Source organism: Mycobacterium sp. ABE4_509, from assembly GCF_056160785.1.
Map to the genome: position 1 here is coordinate 1 of NZ_JBSWXU010000143.1, position 13,622 is coordinate 13,622.

Genomic DNA, 13,622 nt, shown 5'->3' on the forward strand with positions numbered 1-13,622 from the left:
CCCCGGGACCGCGGCCGGCCCGGGCCGCCGACAGCAGGTCGTCGACCGCGGCTTTGGGGTTGGCGCCCAGCGGGCAGTCGGTGGCCAGGCACTGTGCGGCCCAGGCGTCCAGCGCGGCCTGCTCACCCTTCACGCGCTGCTCGGTGGCGGCCTCGTCGGCGATGCCCAGCGGCAGCGGTGAGTCCAGCACGAGCCGAGCCACCTTGCTCGGATGCGATCCGGCGTAGGCCAGGGCCACCTGTGCGCCGTTACCGATGCCGTAGAGCGCCAGCGCGGGCACGTCCCAGGTGGTGCGCAGCCGTTCGAGGTCCTCGGCGGCGTGGGCGTTGTCGTAGGCCGAGTCGCCGGGGGCGATGGCGTCGGTGCAGCTGGTGGTGGCGTTCATGGTGACCTCGCGCAGGTTGGCCACCGGGTCGTCGCCGGGCTCGAACTGCGCCTGGTCGAACATCTCCTGCCGGTCGAACAGGTCTCGACAGTCCAGTGCGCCGGACATGCCGATGCCGCGCCGGTCCACCGACACCACCGGGTGGCTGTCGAGTACGTCGGCACCCGACCGTGACAGCCACACCGGCAGCTGGACCGACGAGGGCAGGTCGGTGCCGGTGGTCATGACCAGCGGCCCGGCGTCGGCGGGGGTGTCGCTGGAGCGGGCCCGCACCACCCCGATGCTGACGGTGCCGCTGGCGCCGGCGATCGGATCCAGGTCGGCGTCGTAGCTGGCGCATTCCAGCGCGACCCCGCTGACGGGCGAGACGGCGGCGGCGTCGAACAGCCGCGAGGTGCAATCGCGCCAGGACAGCTCGTTCTTGGGGGCCTCGATCGCCGGCGGACCGGAGGCCTGCTGGGTGGTCTCGGGGGAACCCTGGGGGCCGGCACCGGAGTCGGTGGCGTACCGGGGATTGGCGGCCAGGCCGGGAGCGCACCCGGCCAGCGCCGTGCTGAGGGCGACCGCCAGCACGGCACCAACACGCAAACGCATGCCGACCACAGTACTGATCGCCGTCAGCTGCCCGGATCCGAGCGATCACGGCGGTAGCGCAGGCACAGGAAGCCCGCGGTGTCGGCGAGCACCTGGTCGAGCCGCAGCGCCGACCGGACCTCCCTGGAGCCTGCCACGATGCGCCCCGAGGCGCCGCCGACGAGGACCGGAGCCACCGTCAGGCAGATCTCGTCGAGCAGGTCGGCCTCGGTGAACATGCCCAGCACACCGGGCCCACCCTCGGTCAGGACCCGCAGCAACCCCCGCCCGGCCAGCACCTGCAGCGCGGTGCGCAGGTCGACCGCCGACGGGTCGGTCCCGGAGGCATCGATGACCTCGGCGAGTGCGCCGAGCCGGCTGCGGGTTTCGGCGGCGACGTCGCGGCTGGTCAGGATCAGCGGGGCGGTGTCGGTGCGGTGGAACAGCGTGGCGTCGCGGTCCAGCCGCCCCGAGCGGGTCAGCACTGCGATCGGGGGCACCTCGGCCTGGCCGCGGTGCAGGCGAGCCTGGCGCGCAGCGGCGCTCAGCTGCACCCCGGAATAGTTCTCCACCACCGCGGTGGAGGCGCCCACCAGCACGACGTCGGCGAGTTCACGCAGCGTGCTGAACACCGCGCGGTCCGCGTCGCCGCCCAGCGCGCCGGACTTGCCGTCGCTGGTGGCGCCGCCGTCGACGGAGGCGATCATGTTGCCCCGCACCCAGCAGCGCTCCAGCGCGCCGGGATAGCGGTAGTGGTGGGCCAGCGCATCGGTCCCGATCCGCTCGTCACTGCCCAGCAGTGTGAACTGCGTCCCGTCACCCTCGTCGGACATACGCAGAATCACAGCACGCCGATAGGGTGCGGTGCATGCACGGGTCCAGCGATGTCGCGCATCTGGTCGATCGGCACCCCAGTGTCACCCCGGAGCGGCTGATCGAACAGCTGGTTCCGCCGCCGACTTTCGCCGAGGTGGGTTTCGACACCTACCGGCCCGATCCGGCCGAGCCGTCGCAGGACGACGCGGTCCGGGCCTGCAGACATTTCTGTGCGCAGGCGATCGAGCGGCGGGCGGGCAAGAAGAAGTTGTTCGGCAAGCGCGAGGTGCTGCCCGGGGTGGGGGTGTACCTCGACGGCGGGTTCGGTGTCGGCAAGACCCACCTGCTGGCGTCGTCGTACTACGAGGTGGCCCGGACCTCGGGCCACCGGCAGGCGTTCGCGACCTTCGGTGAGCTGACCCAGCTGGCCGGGGTGTTCGGGTTCGTCGAGTGCATCGATCTGTTGTCCGACTATGCGCTGGTCTGCATCGACGAGTTCGAACTGGACGACCCCGGCAACACCACGCTGATCTCGCGGCTGCTGTCCGCCCTGGTCGAGCGGGGGGTGTCGGTGGCCGCCACCTCGAACACGCTGCCCGAACAGCTGGGCGAAGGCCGCTTCGCCGCGCAGGACTTCCTGCGGGAGATCCACACGCTGGCAGCGATGTTCACCACGGTGCGCATCGAGGGCCCGGACTACCGGCACCGGGATCTGCCGCCGGCGCCCGAGCCGCCCGGCGACGCCGAGGTGGCCGAGCGTGCCGCGCAGGTCCCGGGCGCCACGCTGGACGACTTCGATGCGCTGTGCGCACATCTGGCCACCATGCACCCGTCGCGGTATCTGTCCCTGATCGAGGGGGTCCGGGAGGTCTACGTCACGGGTGTGCACCCGATCGAGGACCAGAACGTGGCGCTGCGGCTGGTGTCGCTGACCGACCGGCTCTACGACGCCGGGATCCCGGTGGTGGCCTCAGGGGCCAAGCTGGACACCATCTTCAGCGACGAGATGCTCGCCGGTGGATTCCGCAAGAAGTACCTGCGGGCCACCTCACGTCTGCTGGCCCTGACCGCGGCCGGTCAGAGCGGACGCACCATCACGTAGTCGTGCTCGATGTCGGCGCCCAGGCGGAAGGTCTTGGTGCCGGTGACGGTGAAGCCGTGTTTGGCGTAGAAGCGTTGCGCGCGCTCGTTCTGCTGGTTGACCCCGAGCCACACGCAGGCCGCCCCCGACGCGGCCGCACCGGCCAGCGCACCGGCCATCAGGGCCGCCGACATCCCGGCGCCGTGGCCCTCGGGCAGCACGTACATCTTGGACAGTTCGACCGCCGGGCGCAGTGTGACGGCCTGTTGCACGTCCGGGTCGTCGGGCACCCCCCGAATCGTCATGGCGTAGCCGATGATCCGCCCGTCGAGCCGGCCCGCGAGAACGGTCCGGTCGGGATCGGACAGGTAATCGGTGAACCGCGCCGCCGTCAGGTGCTCGGCGATGAACGCGGCGATGTCGTCACGGGTGGCCGAGGGGGGACAGGCCAGCGGAAACGTCCGGGCGGCGACGTCGGCGAGCTCGGCGGCCTCCGCTGGGCCGGCGATGTCGGCCTGCGGGCTCAGGCCACGTTCCACTGCGCCAGACGCAACCCGGTGAGCTGGTCGATCAGCACCACGTTCGACACCAGGTCGCGGTAGCAGTCCCACCACACACCGCCGCTGAACGTCTGGCCGACCTGTGCGCTCTGCATGCCGAGCTGCAGCGCGTCGGTGGCGTCGCTGTTGCGCGGTTCGTAGGCATCCCCGGTCGGGGTGACGCCGCGGAACTCGAACGTGATGGCCATGGCGTACGGGGTGGGCAGCCGCACCGGGGTGATGGTGATGTCGGCGCGGAACACCTGGTTGCGCGGCGGGCGCGGCGGATAGCCGAAGCCGGGCGGCGGCGGTGTCGGCACGATGCTGTTGACCGTGACATCGGCGACAAGGCCCTCGAACTGCACGCGCAACGGTTCACCGAGGCGGCCGATGGGGATCTCGGCTGCGGCCGCGGACGGCGCGCAAAGGCCGCCCAGTGCCGCCAGGGTGGCGATCAGAAACGCGAGCCAGCGGCACATACCGGTATCCCTCCTAGACGTGCCTGGCATGATCGCACACCGCAGCGAACAGTTGAGCGGGTTGCTCAGGGCGGCCCGCGTCACCCTTCCTCGACAGCGCCTAGTGCGGTGCGCAGGTCGCGTTCGAAACGGTCCCGGTCGACGCCGAGGGTGTGCAACGTTCCTCCGCCGTCCTCCTCCTCGAACAGCGCGAGGAGGAGATGCTCGGTACCGATGTAGTTGTGGCCCAGCCTCAGTGCCTGCCGGAACGTCAGCTCGAGCGTCTTCCTGGCGTGGCTGTCGAACGGGATCAACGCGGGAACCTCACCAGCGGTGGGCGGCAGTGCGACCGCCGCAGCTGCTGCGGAGAGGTCGATGCCCTGGGCGGTGAGCAGGCGGGCGGCCAGGCCGGCCGGGTCGGCGAACAGGGCACGGGTCAGGTGTGCGGGCCCGATCTCGGCGTTGCCGTTGGCGTGGGCCAGATTCTGGGCTTCGACGACGGCGTTGCGTGCGCGCGGGGTGAACCGGCTGAACCCGGCCTCGGGGTCCAGCGTGGTGTCGTTCGGGCCCTTGGGCACGAACCGTTTCTGGGCTGCCTGCTTGGTGACACCCATGCATCTGCCGATCTCGGTCCAGGAGGCGCCGGACCGGCGGGCCTGGTCGACGAAATGGCCGATCAGGTGGTCGGCCACGTCCCCGAGCGCCTCGGCGGCCAGTACCGCGTCGGTGAGCTGGTCCAGTGGCTGGTCGTTGACCTCGGTGATCACCTCGATCAGGTCGCCGAGTCGGACCGGATGGCTGATTTTGACGGACTCACTCATGCGTCAACCGTAGGTTGACGACAACCGATCGTCAACTGTTGGTTGACGACTCCGGGCGGGGATATCCGCGGCGCACCGTCCGGTCGAGGATGCCCAGCGTGGCGCGCAACGCGTTCTCGGAGATCACGGGGAAGACGCCGGCGTCACGCCAGTGCTGGTCGATGTCGGACCAGTCGTAGAACGAGGTGACGACGGTGCCGTCGGCGCCCGGTTCGAGGCGGTAACCGTAGACGTGGCCGATCTGCGGGCGGATCTGTCCGAGGATCGTCCAGGCGATCAGCCGGTCCTGCTCGTATTCGCTGATCATCACGGTCACGTCGTAGCGGCCCAGCGGGAAATCGCCCAGCGCCTCGCGGTCCATGTGCACGACGAAACTGTCACCCACCGCCTGCACGGGAACGCCGTCGGCGTCCTGCAGCATGCCGGAGGCGTCGATGGCGACGTGCCCCTGCGGGTCGCACAGCACCGCGAAGATGTCGGCTGGGGAAGCGGGAATGGTGCGCTGGATTTCGATCCGATCGGTCATCCCTTGATCGTGTCAGGCAGTGGAATGGGTCACTAGCGTGTTTCGCGGCGCGTCGCAACCGGGAATCCGCAGCAAATGATCAATGCGAAGTTGATGGCGAAGTTCCCGCGCATGTTGCGCCGGGCGGTCGACTTCATTGACGACAACGCCGAATACGACATCACCATCCAGGACATCGCGGCGGCCGCCGACGTGACCCCGAGGGCCCTGCAATACGCCTTCCGGCAGCACCTCGATGTCACTCCGCTGGAGTATCTGCGGCGCGTTCGGCTCGAGCGCGCGCACAAGGCGCTGACCCTGGCCGACCCGGCGCGCGACACCGTCACCTCGATCGCCGGGAGATGTGGTTTCACCCACCCGGGGCGTTTCAGCAGTGCCTACAAGGCGGTGTTCGGGATCGAGCCGAGCCACACGTTGCGCAGCAGGTGACCGGCGGCGCGAGACCGTCAGAGCGGGGTGAAGCCGGCACCGTTGAAAATGCCGGGCTGCCAACCCTGTCCGCCCATGCACACCATCGGCCGGCCGTCGGGGGCCTGCGCGGCGGCCTGGGGTTTCGGGCATGGCGCGCCGACGTCCTGAACCCCGTGCAGCGGGTAGGTTGCCTGCCAGAAACCCGTGTAGACCGGCGGCCACTGATTGGGGATCCAGCGGCACTGCAGGGGTTCGCCGCCGGGGCCGCGCCCATAGGTGAAGCGCTCCATGTTGGTGCACGGTCCGGTGAGGTGGGCGTCGTAGCTCATGCCCGGGACGTCGGTGGAATAGCGGCCCGGGTCGTCGGGAAACATCGGGCCGGGCTCGGCAACGGCCATAGGCGCCGCCCACGCCGCCGCCGCGGCGATCGCACCCGCGGTCAGCAGTTGGCGGATCATGTCTGCCCCTCTGGTCGTCGTCGCCGGCATGAGCGAACAGTAGCCGGGCCGCAGCGTCCGCCGTGAGCTTTCCGGACCGCCGACACGATCTCGGCCCGCCACCCAGGGGGGGTTGGTGGCGGGCCGAGAATATCGGGGACGTCAGTTGGGGGGACGTCTGTCAGTGAATCTATGGAGCCAACCTGAGACGAAGCTGATAGGTGCTTAGGGTTGTGCTTCGAAAACCAGCGAACGCCGGCCTGAGGTGGCCGGACCTCGGAGCGGGCCCACTCGCATCTGACAGGTAGACGCATTAACTTCTTACTGATGTTGGGGAACGAGCAGGCCGCGATGGTGGCCGATTCGCTGCAGGCGGAGTACTTCCGCACCTTCCTGCGCGGGCTGCGGTCGGAGCTCGAGGCAGACCTGGCCAAGCAGGTCCGACGTTTGACGGTGTCCCAGAACCGGGGTGACATCGGCACCGCCAGCGGGCTGCGGCGCACGATCCGGCGGGTCGAGGGTGATCTGCGCGCGGTCACCCGAATGGTCGACTCGCTCGACCGCCGGTTCCCCGAGGCCGCGCGCACCGGCTGACCGGCGGAGCTCCGCCTGCCACAGTGTGCGAGAACAGATCAGGCCCGGCGAAAAACCGGGCCTGATGTGCGCAAACTCTGGTGCGCGATACTGGGATTGAACCAGTGACCTCTTCCGTGTCAGGGAAGCGCTCTCCCGCTGAGCTAATCGCGCCGGGAACACCTTGGAGGTGGAGACGGGAATCGAACCCGTGTGCACGGCTTTGCAGGCCGTTGCCTCACCACTCGGCCACTCCACCGCTGGGGTTGATGCCACTGCACCTTCGAGCGGATGACGGGATTCGAACCCGCGACCCTCACCTTGGCAAGGTGATGCGCTACCAACTGCGCTACATCCGCGTGCCACGGGCGAGATCGTCGCCCGTCGCGATGCGAAACGATAGTCCACGCACACAGGCGCGCACAAATCCCTTGCTCGCAGGGGGATCCGGCGCCTGGGTGGTTGCGCGAAAGCGGCAGGAAACCTGCCGGCGGGCCGGGGTTCACGCCCGCGTTGCCGGGCCGGCCGGGTGGGCAGCGCGAGCGGCGGTCACCGAGGGCTGGTCCGGTATGTGCCGCGGCCCCGTCCGGAGCAGCTGCCGCGGCCGCCGGGCTGGGCTCGGCGCATCGCGCTCGGGGTAGGTGACCTGCAGATTCAGGCCGCGTGGCCACCCCGTGCTAATGTTCGTGCTCGTCTCTCGGTCTCGTAGCTCAGTGGGAGAGCGTCCGCCTCACACGCGGAAGGTCGCTGGTTCGAACCCAGCCGGGACCACCAGGCGGTAGCGGTCCGGAGCGCAGTGGGCACCCCCGGCTACTCGGGTGCCCCGCGCAGCACCGCCACCACGGTCAGCGCGAGGATCTTCCAGTCCAGCGCCAGCGACCAGTTCTCGATGTAGTAGTTGTCCCATTCGGCCCGATCCGCGATCGAGGTCTGGCCGCGCAGCCCGTTCACCTGCGCCCACCCGGTGATCCCGGCTTTCACCCGGTGCCGTTCGCCGTAACGGTGCACCTGGATCTTGAACAGCTCCACGAACTCCGGTCGCTCGGGGCGCGGACCGACCAGGCTCATCTCGCCTTTGACCACGTTGATCAGTTGCGGCAGCTCATCCATCGACGTGGCGCGCATGATCCTGCCGATCCGGGTGCGCCGGTCGACCCCCTCGACGCCGCCCGGCGCCGAACGCGTCCCGAGTTCGAAGTCGGCGTCGGAGGCCTTCGGCGGCCGCATGGTCCGGAACTTGACGCAGCCGAACACCTTGCCGTCGCGGCCCACCCGGTCCTGTTTGAAGAAGACCGGTCCCGGCGAGCTCAGCCGGACCAACAGCATCAGGGTCAGCAACAGCGGGGAGATGACCAGCAGGCCCAGCGCCGCCATCACGCGGTCACTGAAGTGCTTGACCTTGAACTGCCATCCGTGTGGGTCGGTGTGGCGCAGCGCCAGCAGCGGCAGGCCGCCGACGTGTTCGACCAGTGCCCGTTCGCCGATGACGTCGAACATGCGCGGAACGACCCAGACCCGCACCTGGTGGCGATGGGCGACGCTGACGACGCGGATGAGGACGTGGTCGCGCGTCTGGGAGAAGGCGATCACGACGGCCTGTGCACCGGTCTTGCGGATCGCCTCGTCGATCGAGTCGGGGGTGCCGATGATCGGGACGCTGGGGTGGGGTTGCGGCGTGAAATTGGGTCCGGAACCGATGGCCGCCCCGTCGAGGATGCCGACCGGTTCCAGCCCGTACTCGGGGAATTCGTGCAAGCGGTCGATGATCCGGTTGGCGACCACGCCGCTGCCGACGATCAGCGTCGGCGCCATCATCCGGTGGTGCTCGTGTCGCCGCTTCTGAACTGTCACGTGGATCAATCGCGCCGTCGGTACCAGCACCGCCGCGCAGATCCAGACCCTGGAGACCACCGGACCGGCCGAACCGGACGCGTGGGCAAGGGTCATGACGCTCAGTACCAGGACGGCCGACAGCCCGATGTTGGTCTCGACCGGCACCGCCTCGTCGATGAACCGGCGAATCAGCCGGTGGCGGTACAGCGACTGCACGGCGAACAGCGCCACCACGGTCGGGACGAACAGAACGGCCAGCCAGGCCTGGGTGGGCAGTGGGTCGGTCGTCGACGACCACCACAGTCCTGCCGCGACGGCGATCGAGGCGGTCAGCAGGTCCAGGGAGATCGGTAGGCGTTCACCCGGGCTGCGGGGGGCGAATTCGATCGCCGTGGTGTCTGCATGGGACATCGGCGCGACCGGCTCGGGACGGGTCTGCGCTTTCTGGGCCGCCTTGGTCCGAGTCGCCATCGCGGTGTCAATCCGGGCGGTGGCGGGCGGGCGGGCGCGTCGGCGCGACGACGGGAGCGGTCGGTGCGCCTGTCATATCACCCTCCGGAACACCTTGGCGCTCGCCAGGTCGGCCATGTCCTGCAGCACCAGTATCTGCCCGCTGGTCCACACGTGCGGGGTGGGATACCAGGTGCACAGCGTGCCGACCGCCTGTTCGTCGTCACTGAAGATCGGCACGCCGGCGTAGGCGCCCACCTCGCCGCTGAGCACCGCCGGGTGGTGGGCCAGCAGCGGGTTGGTGGTCGCGTCGTCCACGATGAACGGGATGCGGCTGACGACCGCGTACTTGCAGATCGACAACTCGACAGAGCGCGTTCGCTCGACCTCGTCACCGGGAACGTTGCAGCCGGCCAGCAGCTGCTCGCCGTCGTCGAGCACCGACACGCCCACGAAGCGCGAGCCGAGCGCTTCGGCGGTCAACGCCGCGACGCTGTCGAGCATTCGGGCCGGGCCCGCCCCCATCAACCCCGTGCTGCGGACGGCTTCGAGCCGGGCGGGGTCACTCAGCGCGAACCGGATGAGGGAGTCGAGGGCCTCGGGTTTGGTCGCCAGCGTCTGGATCAGCCTGCTGGCGGCCGCGTCGTCGACGCCGGCGCCGACGACGATCGCGACCAGTCCTTCTCTCAGTTCACGGTTCTCGGCATCGGTGAGCCCGGTGGCATTCGATCGGCCGGTGCCGTCCTCTGATGAGCTCGGGTGATCCACTGCCCCAGAATATGTTGTGGGGGCCGTTTGCTACCAGGATTCGCGCTTCGTCGCTGCAACGCGGGCCCAATTGGTTGGGTTCGGGGTAGCCGGGGTCTGCTCAATAGCGTGAATTCAATTGGCCGGGCTCGAGCGTCGCCGCGGACCGCGATATCGGCCGGTACGCTCAGCGAATATTACGAAAAGCTTTCGTGGTGTGTTTCCCGGTTCTCGGGGTCAGTGGCAAACTATCGTGGAGCGTTGTTCGACCGGCCGAGCCACTGCCAATTGCGTAGTAACGCTAACGATGTCGTCCGGCGTCCACGACGGAGAAGGGGTCCGATGAGCGAATTCGCTACCCGCACGATCGACTCGGGCGCGGTCATCGTCCGGCCGAGTGGACGGCTCAACATGGTTGCTGCATCCCAGCTGCGCAAACAACTGCACGGTCTGGTCGAGGACGGCAACAGTCGTATCGTCGTCGATCTGAGCGCAACGGAATTCATCGATTCATCGGGATTGGGCGCGCTGATCTCCGGGCTCAAGATAGCCCGGATGGCCGGGGGCGATCTGCGAATTGCCGCGCCCACGCGACAGGTGTGTTCTGTGCTGGAATTGACCAATCTGAACCGCGTGCTGCCCAGCCACGACTCGGCAGATTCCGCATTCGATGACTGAATACGTTCTGGAGACTCACACCGGCCCTGAAACGTTGGACGAGATCCAGTGCACCCTTGACGAGGCCTGGTCCGCAGCAGGCGTCCCCGACGACACCAGGATGTGCATCGAGCTCGCGGTGAGCGAGATCGGCACCAACATCATCGAGCACTCCGGAGCCGGCGGGTCGGTACAGCTGCGCATGGTGGTGGCGCTGCGGCCCGACGCGGTGACGGTCACCTTCACCGACGACGGTTGCCCCGCGCCGATCGACCTGGCCAGCTTCGACATGCCGGGGGAGCTCTCGGAACGCGGCCGCGGTCTGGCGATCGCGCACCGGGTGCTCGACGAGCTGGCGTACTACCGCGAAGACAACGGCAATCGCTGGATCCTCATGCGAAGGTACTCGGGATGACTCGGGTCGAGTCTCTGGCGTCACTCGCCGATCCGGACACACCGGGGCCGCGGTTCGGCCGCTGGCGGGTGCCGGATGCGGTGTTCATCGGCGGCATGCTGGTGGTCGTCACCATCGTGGCGATGCTGTCGTTGTCGACCCAGCCGAATTCACTGGCCACCGCGGCGTGGTGGCCGAACGCCGGCATCGCGCTGGGGCTCGGCATCCGGTTCCGGCGCCGCTACACCTGGATGCTGGCGCTGGCGGTGGCCGCGGCGCAGCTGCCGGTCGTGCTGTGGGCGGGGCGGGCGCCGGCGCTGGCCATCGCGCTGACACTGGCGACCGGCGTGGAGATGACGGTCGGCACATGGCTGCTGCGCGGGCGCGAGGACAGGACACCCACCTTCTCCTCACCCCGCGATCTCGCCAAATTCCTGGTAGTCGCGCTGGTGGCGTCGGGGCTCTACGCCATTCTCGCGTGGGCGGCCTCGCTGGCGGTCGGAGACATCGCCGGGGCCTGGGACCGGCTGGTGACCTCGGCGCCCAAGCACGGTGCGGGGATAGTGCTGCTGACACCGCTGTTCATGAACCTGCCCCGCCGTCAGCAACAGGTCGGTGCGGTGGAGACGATCGCGCAGATCCTCACCGCGCTGGGCGTCGCGGTCGCGGTGTTCCTGGTCAACGAGGAGCTGCCGCTGGCCTTCCTGCCCTTCCTCCCGCTGGTCTGGTCGGCACTGCGGATGTCTACCCGGCGGTTGTTCCTGCTGATGCTCGCCGTGGCGGTCATCGCCTCGGCCGGCAGTGGCTACAACCTCGGCCCGTTCGCCTTCGACCGGCTCGGAGGCGCGACTGGCACGATCATCCTGCAGATCTTCCAGCTGTCGATGGTGGTGGTCTTCCTCGCCCTGTCGCTGGTGGTGGGCGCCGAGCGGGATGCGACGTCCCGGTTACACGACAGCGAGGAGTTGTTCCGGACGAGCTTCGAGTCGTCGGTGGCGGGCAAACTGATGGTCAGCCGCGCCCCGGATCGCTGCGTCGTCGAGCGCAGCAACTCCTCGGCCCGGGAGATGTTCCCCGCGCTGCGCCAGCCGGGTGTCGCCATGGAGACGCTGCTGGGCGACGACGCCGTCGAGGAGCTGTGTGCCGCCGTCGATTCGACCGGCGGCGGGAACGCCCGGCTCACGTTGACCGCGGCCGACGGCCGCAGCCTGAACATCAGCGTCGCGGCGATCGCCGAGCGGCCGAACGCGACGTTGTTCGTGATGCATTTCCAGGATGTGACCGAAGCGCTGCGGGCCCGCAAGCTCGAGCAGGAACAACTCGACCGCGCCGCCGAAGTCCAGCGGGCACTGCTGCCGGCCAGCCTGCCGGAGACCCCCGGCTGGACGTTCGGCACGGTCAGCCACCCAGCGCTGCAGGTCGGTGGCGACTTCTACGACGTGCGGGTGCAGCAGAACCATGCGGTGCTGTGCCTAGGTGATGTAATGGGTAAGGGGATGGACGCGGGCATGCTCGCGGCCGCGACCCGCACCGCGCTGCGGGCCCACGGCGCCGATGCGAGTCCCGCGCTCGCCGTCAGCGATGCCGCCCGCATCCTCGGTGCCGATCTGCGCCGCATCAATGCCTTCGTCACGCTCGCCTACCTCCTCGTCGATTTGGACACCGGTGCTTTCCGGCTGGTCGACGCGGGCCATGGGCTGCACTTCGTCGTCCGGGCCGGTTCAGGCCGGGTCGAGAGGCTGGCATCCGACGACATGCCGCTCGGTGTGGACGACCAGTGGCGCGAGTTGTCCGGGCGCCTAGCGCCGGGAGACACGCTTCTGCTGGTCAGTGACGGCGTACTCGACCTGTGGGGCGGAATGCCCGATGAGCTGCAGTGCGCGGTCGCCGACTGCAGCGCGCGCGACGGGGTCAGCCCGCAGGCGGTCGTGGATGCCCTGTGCGCCGACGCCGCCGCTGTGCTCGCCGACGACGACGTCACCGCGGTGGCATTGCGCCGCAACCCCTGACAGCCCTCGCCCGCCCGGTGATGCGCCGCATCCTTGCTGCCGGGGCCGTGGCCGCCCTCGGCTGCAGCGCCTGTGCAGCACCGGGCGGGACGGCGGATCGGCGCTCCGCGGACGCGGTCCAGGTGCCACTGGTTTCGCGGACGGCGGCCCAGATCGTCGACGACCAGCGGGCCGACGGATTCGACGTCGGCGATCCCGTCGAGGCCACCGACACCCGTTGCCCCGAAGCCGGGTGCACCGAGGCAGTGGTCACCGACCGGTTCCGGCTGCTGACCTTTCCGACGACCGGTGCTGCCCAGACCTACGCGGCGCCGCGCGGCATGCGCCAGATCGAGACGATCGCGGTGGGTTTTGCGCCGGTGGTGCCCCGGGACGAGCGCGACCGGTACTGGTCGGCCATCGTCCAACTCGCCCGGTAGCGCTACGGAAGGTGCTGCGCGCCAACAGTAGTGGCGGCCTGCTCGGTAGCGAGTTGGGTGATGGCGGTGGCGGTGGTGGGTTTGCCGTAGTGGTAGCCCTGGGCGATGTCGCAGTGGTGGTTGGTCAGCCAGGTGGCGGTGGGGGTGTCTTCGACGCCTTCGGCGACGACGGTGATGTCGAGGGTGTGGGTGAGGTTGATGACGGCTTGGACGACGGCGGCGGCTTTGGGGTTGGTGGTGACGTTGGCGATGAAGTGGCGGTCGAGTTTGATTTCGTCGATGGGTAGGTCGCGGAGGTAGGCCAGGGCTGAGTAGCCGCTGCCGAAGTCGTCGATGGCGACGCGGATGCCGTGGTGGCGTAGTTGGTGCAGCACGGTGGTGACGGTGTCGATTTCGGCCAGCACGAGGTCTTCGGTGATTTCGACGGTGAGTAGGTCGGGGGTCAGGCCGTGGTGGTGCAGGGCGGTGGTGAGGGTGTGGGGGAGTTCGGTGT

The 13,622-nt window shown here is 69.0% G+C and carries 17 protein-coding genes and 4 tRNA genes; 8 read left to right on the forward strand and 13 right to left on the reverse strand.

What is annotated here, in order from left to right; genetic code table 11:
* On the reverse strand, nt 1-979 hold a 979-nt coding region (locus ACXAID_RS22960; RefSeq protein WP_475024494.1), incomplete at its 3' end, for an alpha/beta fold hydrolase.
* 23 nt (nt 980-1,002) lie between these two features.
* A complete protein-coding gene (locus tag ACXAID_RS22965; RefSeq protein ID WP_475024495.1) occupies nt 1,003-1,791 on the reverse strand; it encodes a pyrimidine reductase family protein in 789 nt (262 codons plus the stop codon).
* 35 nt (nt 1,792-1,826) lie between these two features.
* Between ACXAID_RS22965 and zapE the strand changes: the two genes are divergently transcribed.
* The gene (zapE, locus tag ACXAID_RS22970; RefSeq protein ID WP_475024496.1) at nt 1,827-2,876 is read left to right on the forward strand and encodes a cell division protein ZapE; all 1,050 of its coding nucleotides are present in this window, start codon (nt 1,827-1,829) and stop codon (nt 2,874-2,876) included.
* On the opposite strand, the gene ACXAID_RS22975 is transcribed toward zapE, so the two are convergent.
* The 4 genes from ACXAID_RS22975 to ACXAID_RS22990 form a co-directional block, all read right to left on the reverse strand.
* Nucleotides 2,852-3,394 (reverse strand): GNAT family N-acetyltransferase, encoded by a 543-nt coding sequence (locus tag ACXAID_RS22975; RefSeq protein ID WP_475024497.1) that lies wholly within the window; start codon nt 3,392-3,394, stop codon nt 2,852-2,854. The two genes, zapE and ACXAID_RS22975, sit on opposite strands and share 25 nt — an antisense overlap.
* On the reverse strand, nt 3,379-3,873 hold the full coding sequence (locus tag ACXAID_RS22980; protein ID WP_475024498.1) for a hypothetical protein: 495 nt from the start codon (nt 3,871-3,873) through the stop codon (nt 3,379-3,381). Before ACXAID_RS22980 ends, ACXAID_RS22975 begins: the two co-directional genes overlap by 16 nt.
* 80 nt (nt 3,874-3,953) lie before the next feature.
* Nucleotides 3,954-4,673, reverse strand: coding sequence for a Clp protease N-terminal domain-containing protein (locus ACXAID_RS22985; RefSeq protein WP_475024499.1), 720 nt, complete (start codon nt 4,671-4,673; stop codon nt 3,954-3,956).
* Nucleotides 4,674-4,704: 31 nt separating this feature from the next.
* Nucleotides 4,705-5,199 (reverse strand): SRPBCC family protein, encoded by a 495-nt coding sequence (locus tag ACXAID_RS22990; RefSeq protein WP_475024500.1) that lies wholly within the window; start codon nt 5,197-5,199, stop codon nt 4,705-4,707.
* Nucleotides 5,200-5,274: 75 nt separating this feature from the next.
* On the opposite strand from ACXAID_RS22990, the gene ACXAID_RS22995 reads away from it, so the two are divergent.
* Nucleotides 5,275-5,628 carry a helix-turn-helix domain-containing protein gene (locus ACXAID_RS22995; protein ID WP_475024501.1) on the forward strand — a complete coding sequence of 118 codons (354 nt, stop codon included), beginning with the start codon at nt 5,275-5,277 and terminating at the stop codon, nt 5,626-5,628.
* Between the two features lie 17 nt (nt 5,629-5,645).
* Here ACXAID_RS22995 and ACXAID_RS23000 read toward each other — a convergent pair whose 3' ends face one another.
* Entirely contained in the window at nt 5,646-6,068 is a 423-nt protein-coding gene (locus ACXAID_RS23000; protein ID WP_475024510.1) for a hypothetical protein, read from the reverse strand.
* Nucleotides 6,069-6,374: 306 nt separating this feature from the next.
* Between ACXAID_RS23000 and ACXAID_RS23005 the strand changes: the two genes are divergently transcribed.
* On the forward strand, nt 6,375-6,641 hold the full coding sequence (locus ACXAID_RS23005; RefSeq protein WP_475024502.1) for a hypothetical protein: 267 nt from the start codon (nt 6,375-6,377) through the stop codon (nt 6,639-6,641).
* A gap of 78 nt (nt 6,642-6,719) precedes the next feature.
* Here ACXAID_RS23005 and ACXAID_RS23010 read toward each other — a convergent pair.
* From ACXAID_RS23010 to ACXAID_RS23020, 3 genes are all read right to left on the reverse strand, one after another.
* Nucleotides 6,720-6,794, reverse strand: a tRNA-Val gene (locus ACXAID_RS23010).
* An 11-nt stretch (nt 6,795-6,805) separates the two neighbouring features.
* Nucleotides 6,806-6,879 (reverse strand) — tRNA-Cys (locus tag ACXAID_RS23015).
* A 27-nt stretch (nt 6,880-6,906) separates the two neighbouring features.
* A tRNA-Gly gene (locus ACXAID_RS23020) sits at nt 6,907-6,979 on the reverse strand.
* Between the two features lie 340 nt (nt 6,980-7,319).
* On the opposite strand from ACXAID_RS23020, the gene ACXAID_RS23025 reads away from it, so the two are divergent.
* Nucleotides 7,320-7,394: transfer RNA gene (locus tag ACXAID_RS23025), tRNA-Val, on the forward strand.
* A 36-nt stretch (nt 7,395-7,430) separates the two neighbouring features.
* On the opposite strand, the gene ACXAID_RS23030 is transcribed toward ACXAID_RS23025, so the two are convergent.
* Complete coding sequence (locus tag ACXAID_RS23030) at nt 7,431-8,924, reverse strand: sugar transferase (RefSeq protein ID WP_475024503.1); 1,494 nt, start codon at nt 8,922-8,924, stop codon at nt 7,431-7,433.
* A gap of 72 nt (nt 8,925-8,996) precedes the next feature.
* Nucleotides 8,997-9,671: a GAF domain-containing protein gene (locus ACXAID_RS23035; RefSeq protein WP_475024504.1), complete on the reverse strand. Its 675-nt coding sequence runs from the start codon at nt 9,669-9,671 to the stop codon at nt 8,997-8,999.
* 321 nt (nt 9,672-9,992) lie between these two features.
* Here ACXAID_RS23035 and ACXAID_RS23040 point away from each other — a divergent pair, with 321 nt between their 5' ends.
* The 4 genes from ACXAID_RS23040 to ACXAID_RS23055 all read left to right on the forward strand — a co-directional run bounded on the left by ACXAID_RS23040 (nt 9,993) and on the right by ACXAID_RS23055 (nt 13,129).
* Nucleotides 9,993-10,328 (forward strand): STAS domain-containing protein, encoded by a 336-nt coding sequence (locus ACXAID_RS23040; RefSeq protein WP_475024505.1) that lies wholly within the window; start codon nt 9,993-9,995, stop codon nt 10,326-10,328.
* A complete protein-coding gene (locus ACXAID_RS23045) occupies nt 10,321-10,722 on the forward strand; it encodes an ATP-binding protein (RefSeq protein WP_475024506.1) in 402 nt (133 codons plus the stop codon). Before ACXAID_RS23040 ends, ACXAID_RS23045 begins: the two co-directional genes overlap by 8 nt.
* Nucleotides 10,719-12,710, forward strand: a complete 1,992-nt coding sequence (locus ACXAID_RS23050; RefSeq protein ID WP_475024507.1) for a SpoIIE family protein phosphatase — start codon at nt 10,719-10,721, stop codon at nt 12,708-12,710. Before ACXAID_RS23045 ends, ACXAID_RS23050 begins: the two co-directional genes overlap by 4 nt.
* 122 nt (nt 12,711-12,832) lie before the next feature.
* Nucleotides 12,833-13,129 carry a hypothetical protein gene (locus ACXAID_RS23055; protein WP_475024508.1) on the forward strand — a complete coding sequence of 99 codons (297 nt, stop codon included), beginning with the start codon at nt 12,833-12,835 and terminating at the stop codon, nt 13,127-13,129.
* 2 nt (nt 13,130-13,131) lie between these two features.
* Here ACXAID_RS23055 and ACXAID_RS23060 read toward each other — a convergent pair.
* Nucleotides 13,132-13,622 (reverse strand): EAL domain-containing protein (locus tag ACXAID_RS23060; protein ID WP_475024509.1); only part of this gene is annotated, 491 nt, incomplete at its 5' end.

Coding starts and splice junctions, on each gene's coding strand:
- ACXAID_RS22965 (WP_475024495.1), bottom strand. CDS start 1,791: ATGTCCGACGAGGGTGACGGGACGCAGTTCACACTGCTGGGCAGTGAC.
- zapE (WP_475024496.1), top strand. CDS start 1,827: ATGCACGGGTCCAGCGATGTCGCGCATCTGGTCGATCGGCACCCCAGT.
- ACXAID_RS22980 (WP_475024498.1), bottom strand. CDS start 3,873: ATGTGCCGCTGGCTCGCGTTTCTGATCGCCACCCTGGCGGCACTGGGC.
- ACXAID_RS22985 (WP_475024499.1), bottom strand. CDS start 4,673: ATGAGTGAGTCCGTCAAAATCAGCCATCCGGTCCGACTCGGCGACCTG.
- ACXAID_RS22990 (WP_475024500.1), bottom strand. CDS start 5,199: ATGACCGATCGGATCGAAATCCAGCGCACCATTCCCGCTTCCCCAGCC.
- ACXAID_RS22995 (WP_475024501.1), top strand. CDS start 5,275: ATGATCAATGCGAAGTTGATGGCGAAGTTCCCGCGCATGTTGCGCCGG.
- ACXAID_RS23000 (WP_475024510.1), bottom strand. CDS start 6,068: ATGATCCGCCAACTGCTGACCGCGGGTGCGATCGCCGCGGCGGCGGCG.
- ACXAID_RS23005 (WP_475024502.1), top strand. CDS start 6,375: ATGTTGGGGAACGAGCAGGCCGCGATGGTGGCCGATTCGCTGCAGGCG.
- ACXAID_RS23030 (WP_475024503.1), bottom strand. CDS start 8,924: ATGGCGACTCGGACCAAGGCGGCCCAGAAAGCGCAGACCCGTCCCGAG.
- ACXAID_RS23040 (WP_475024505.1), top strand. CDS start 9,993: ATGAGCGAATTCGCTACCCGCACGATCGACTCGGGCGCGGTCATCGTC.
- ACXAID_RS23045 (WP_475024506.1), top strand. CDS start 10,321: ATGACTGAATACGTTCTGGAGACTCACACCGGCCCTGAAACGTTGGAC.
- ACXAID_RS23050 (WP_475024507.1), top strand. CDS start 10,719: ATGACTCGGGTCGAGTCTCTGGCGTCACTCGCCGATCCGGACACACCG.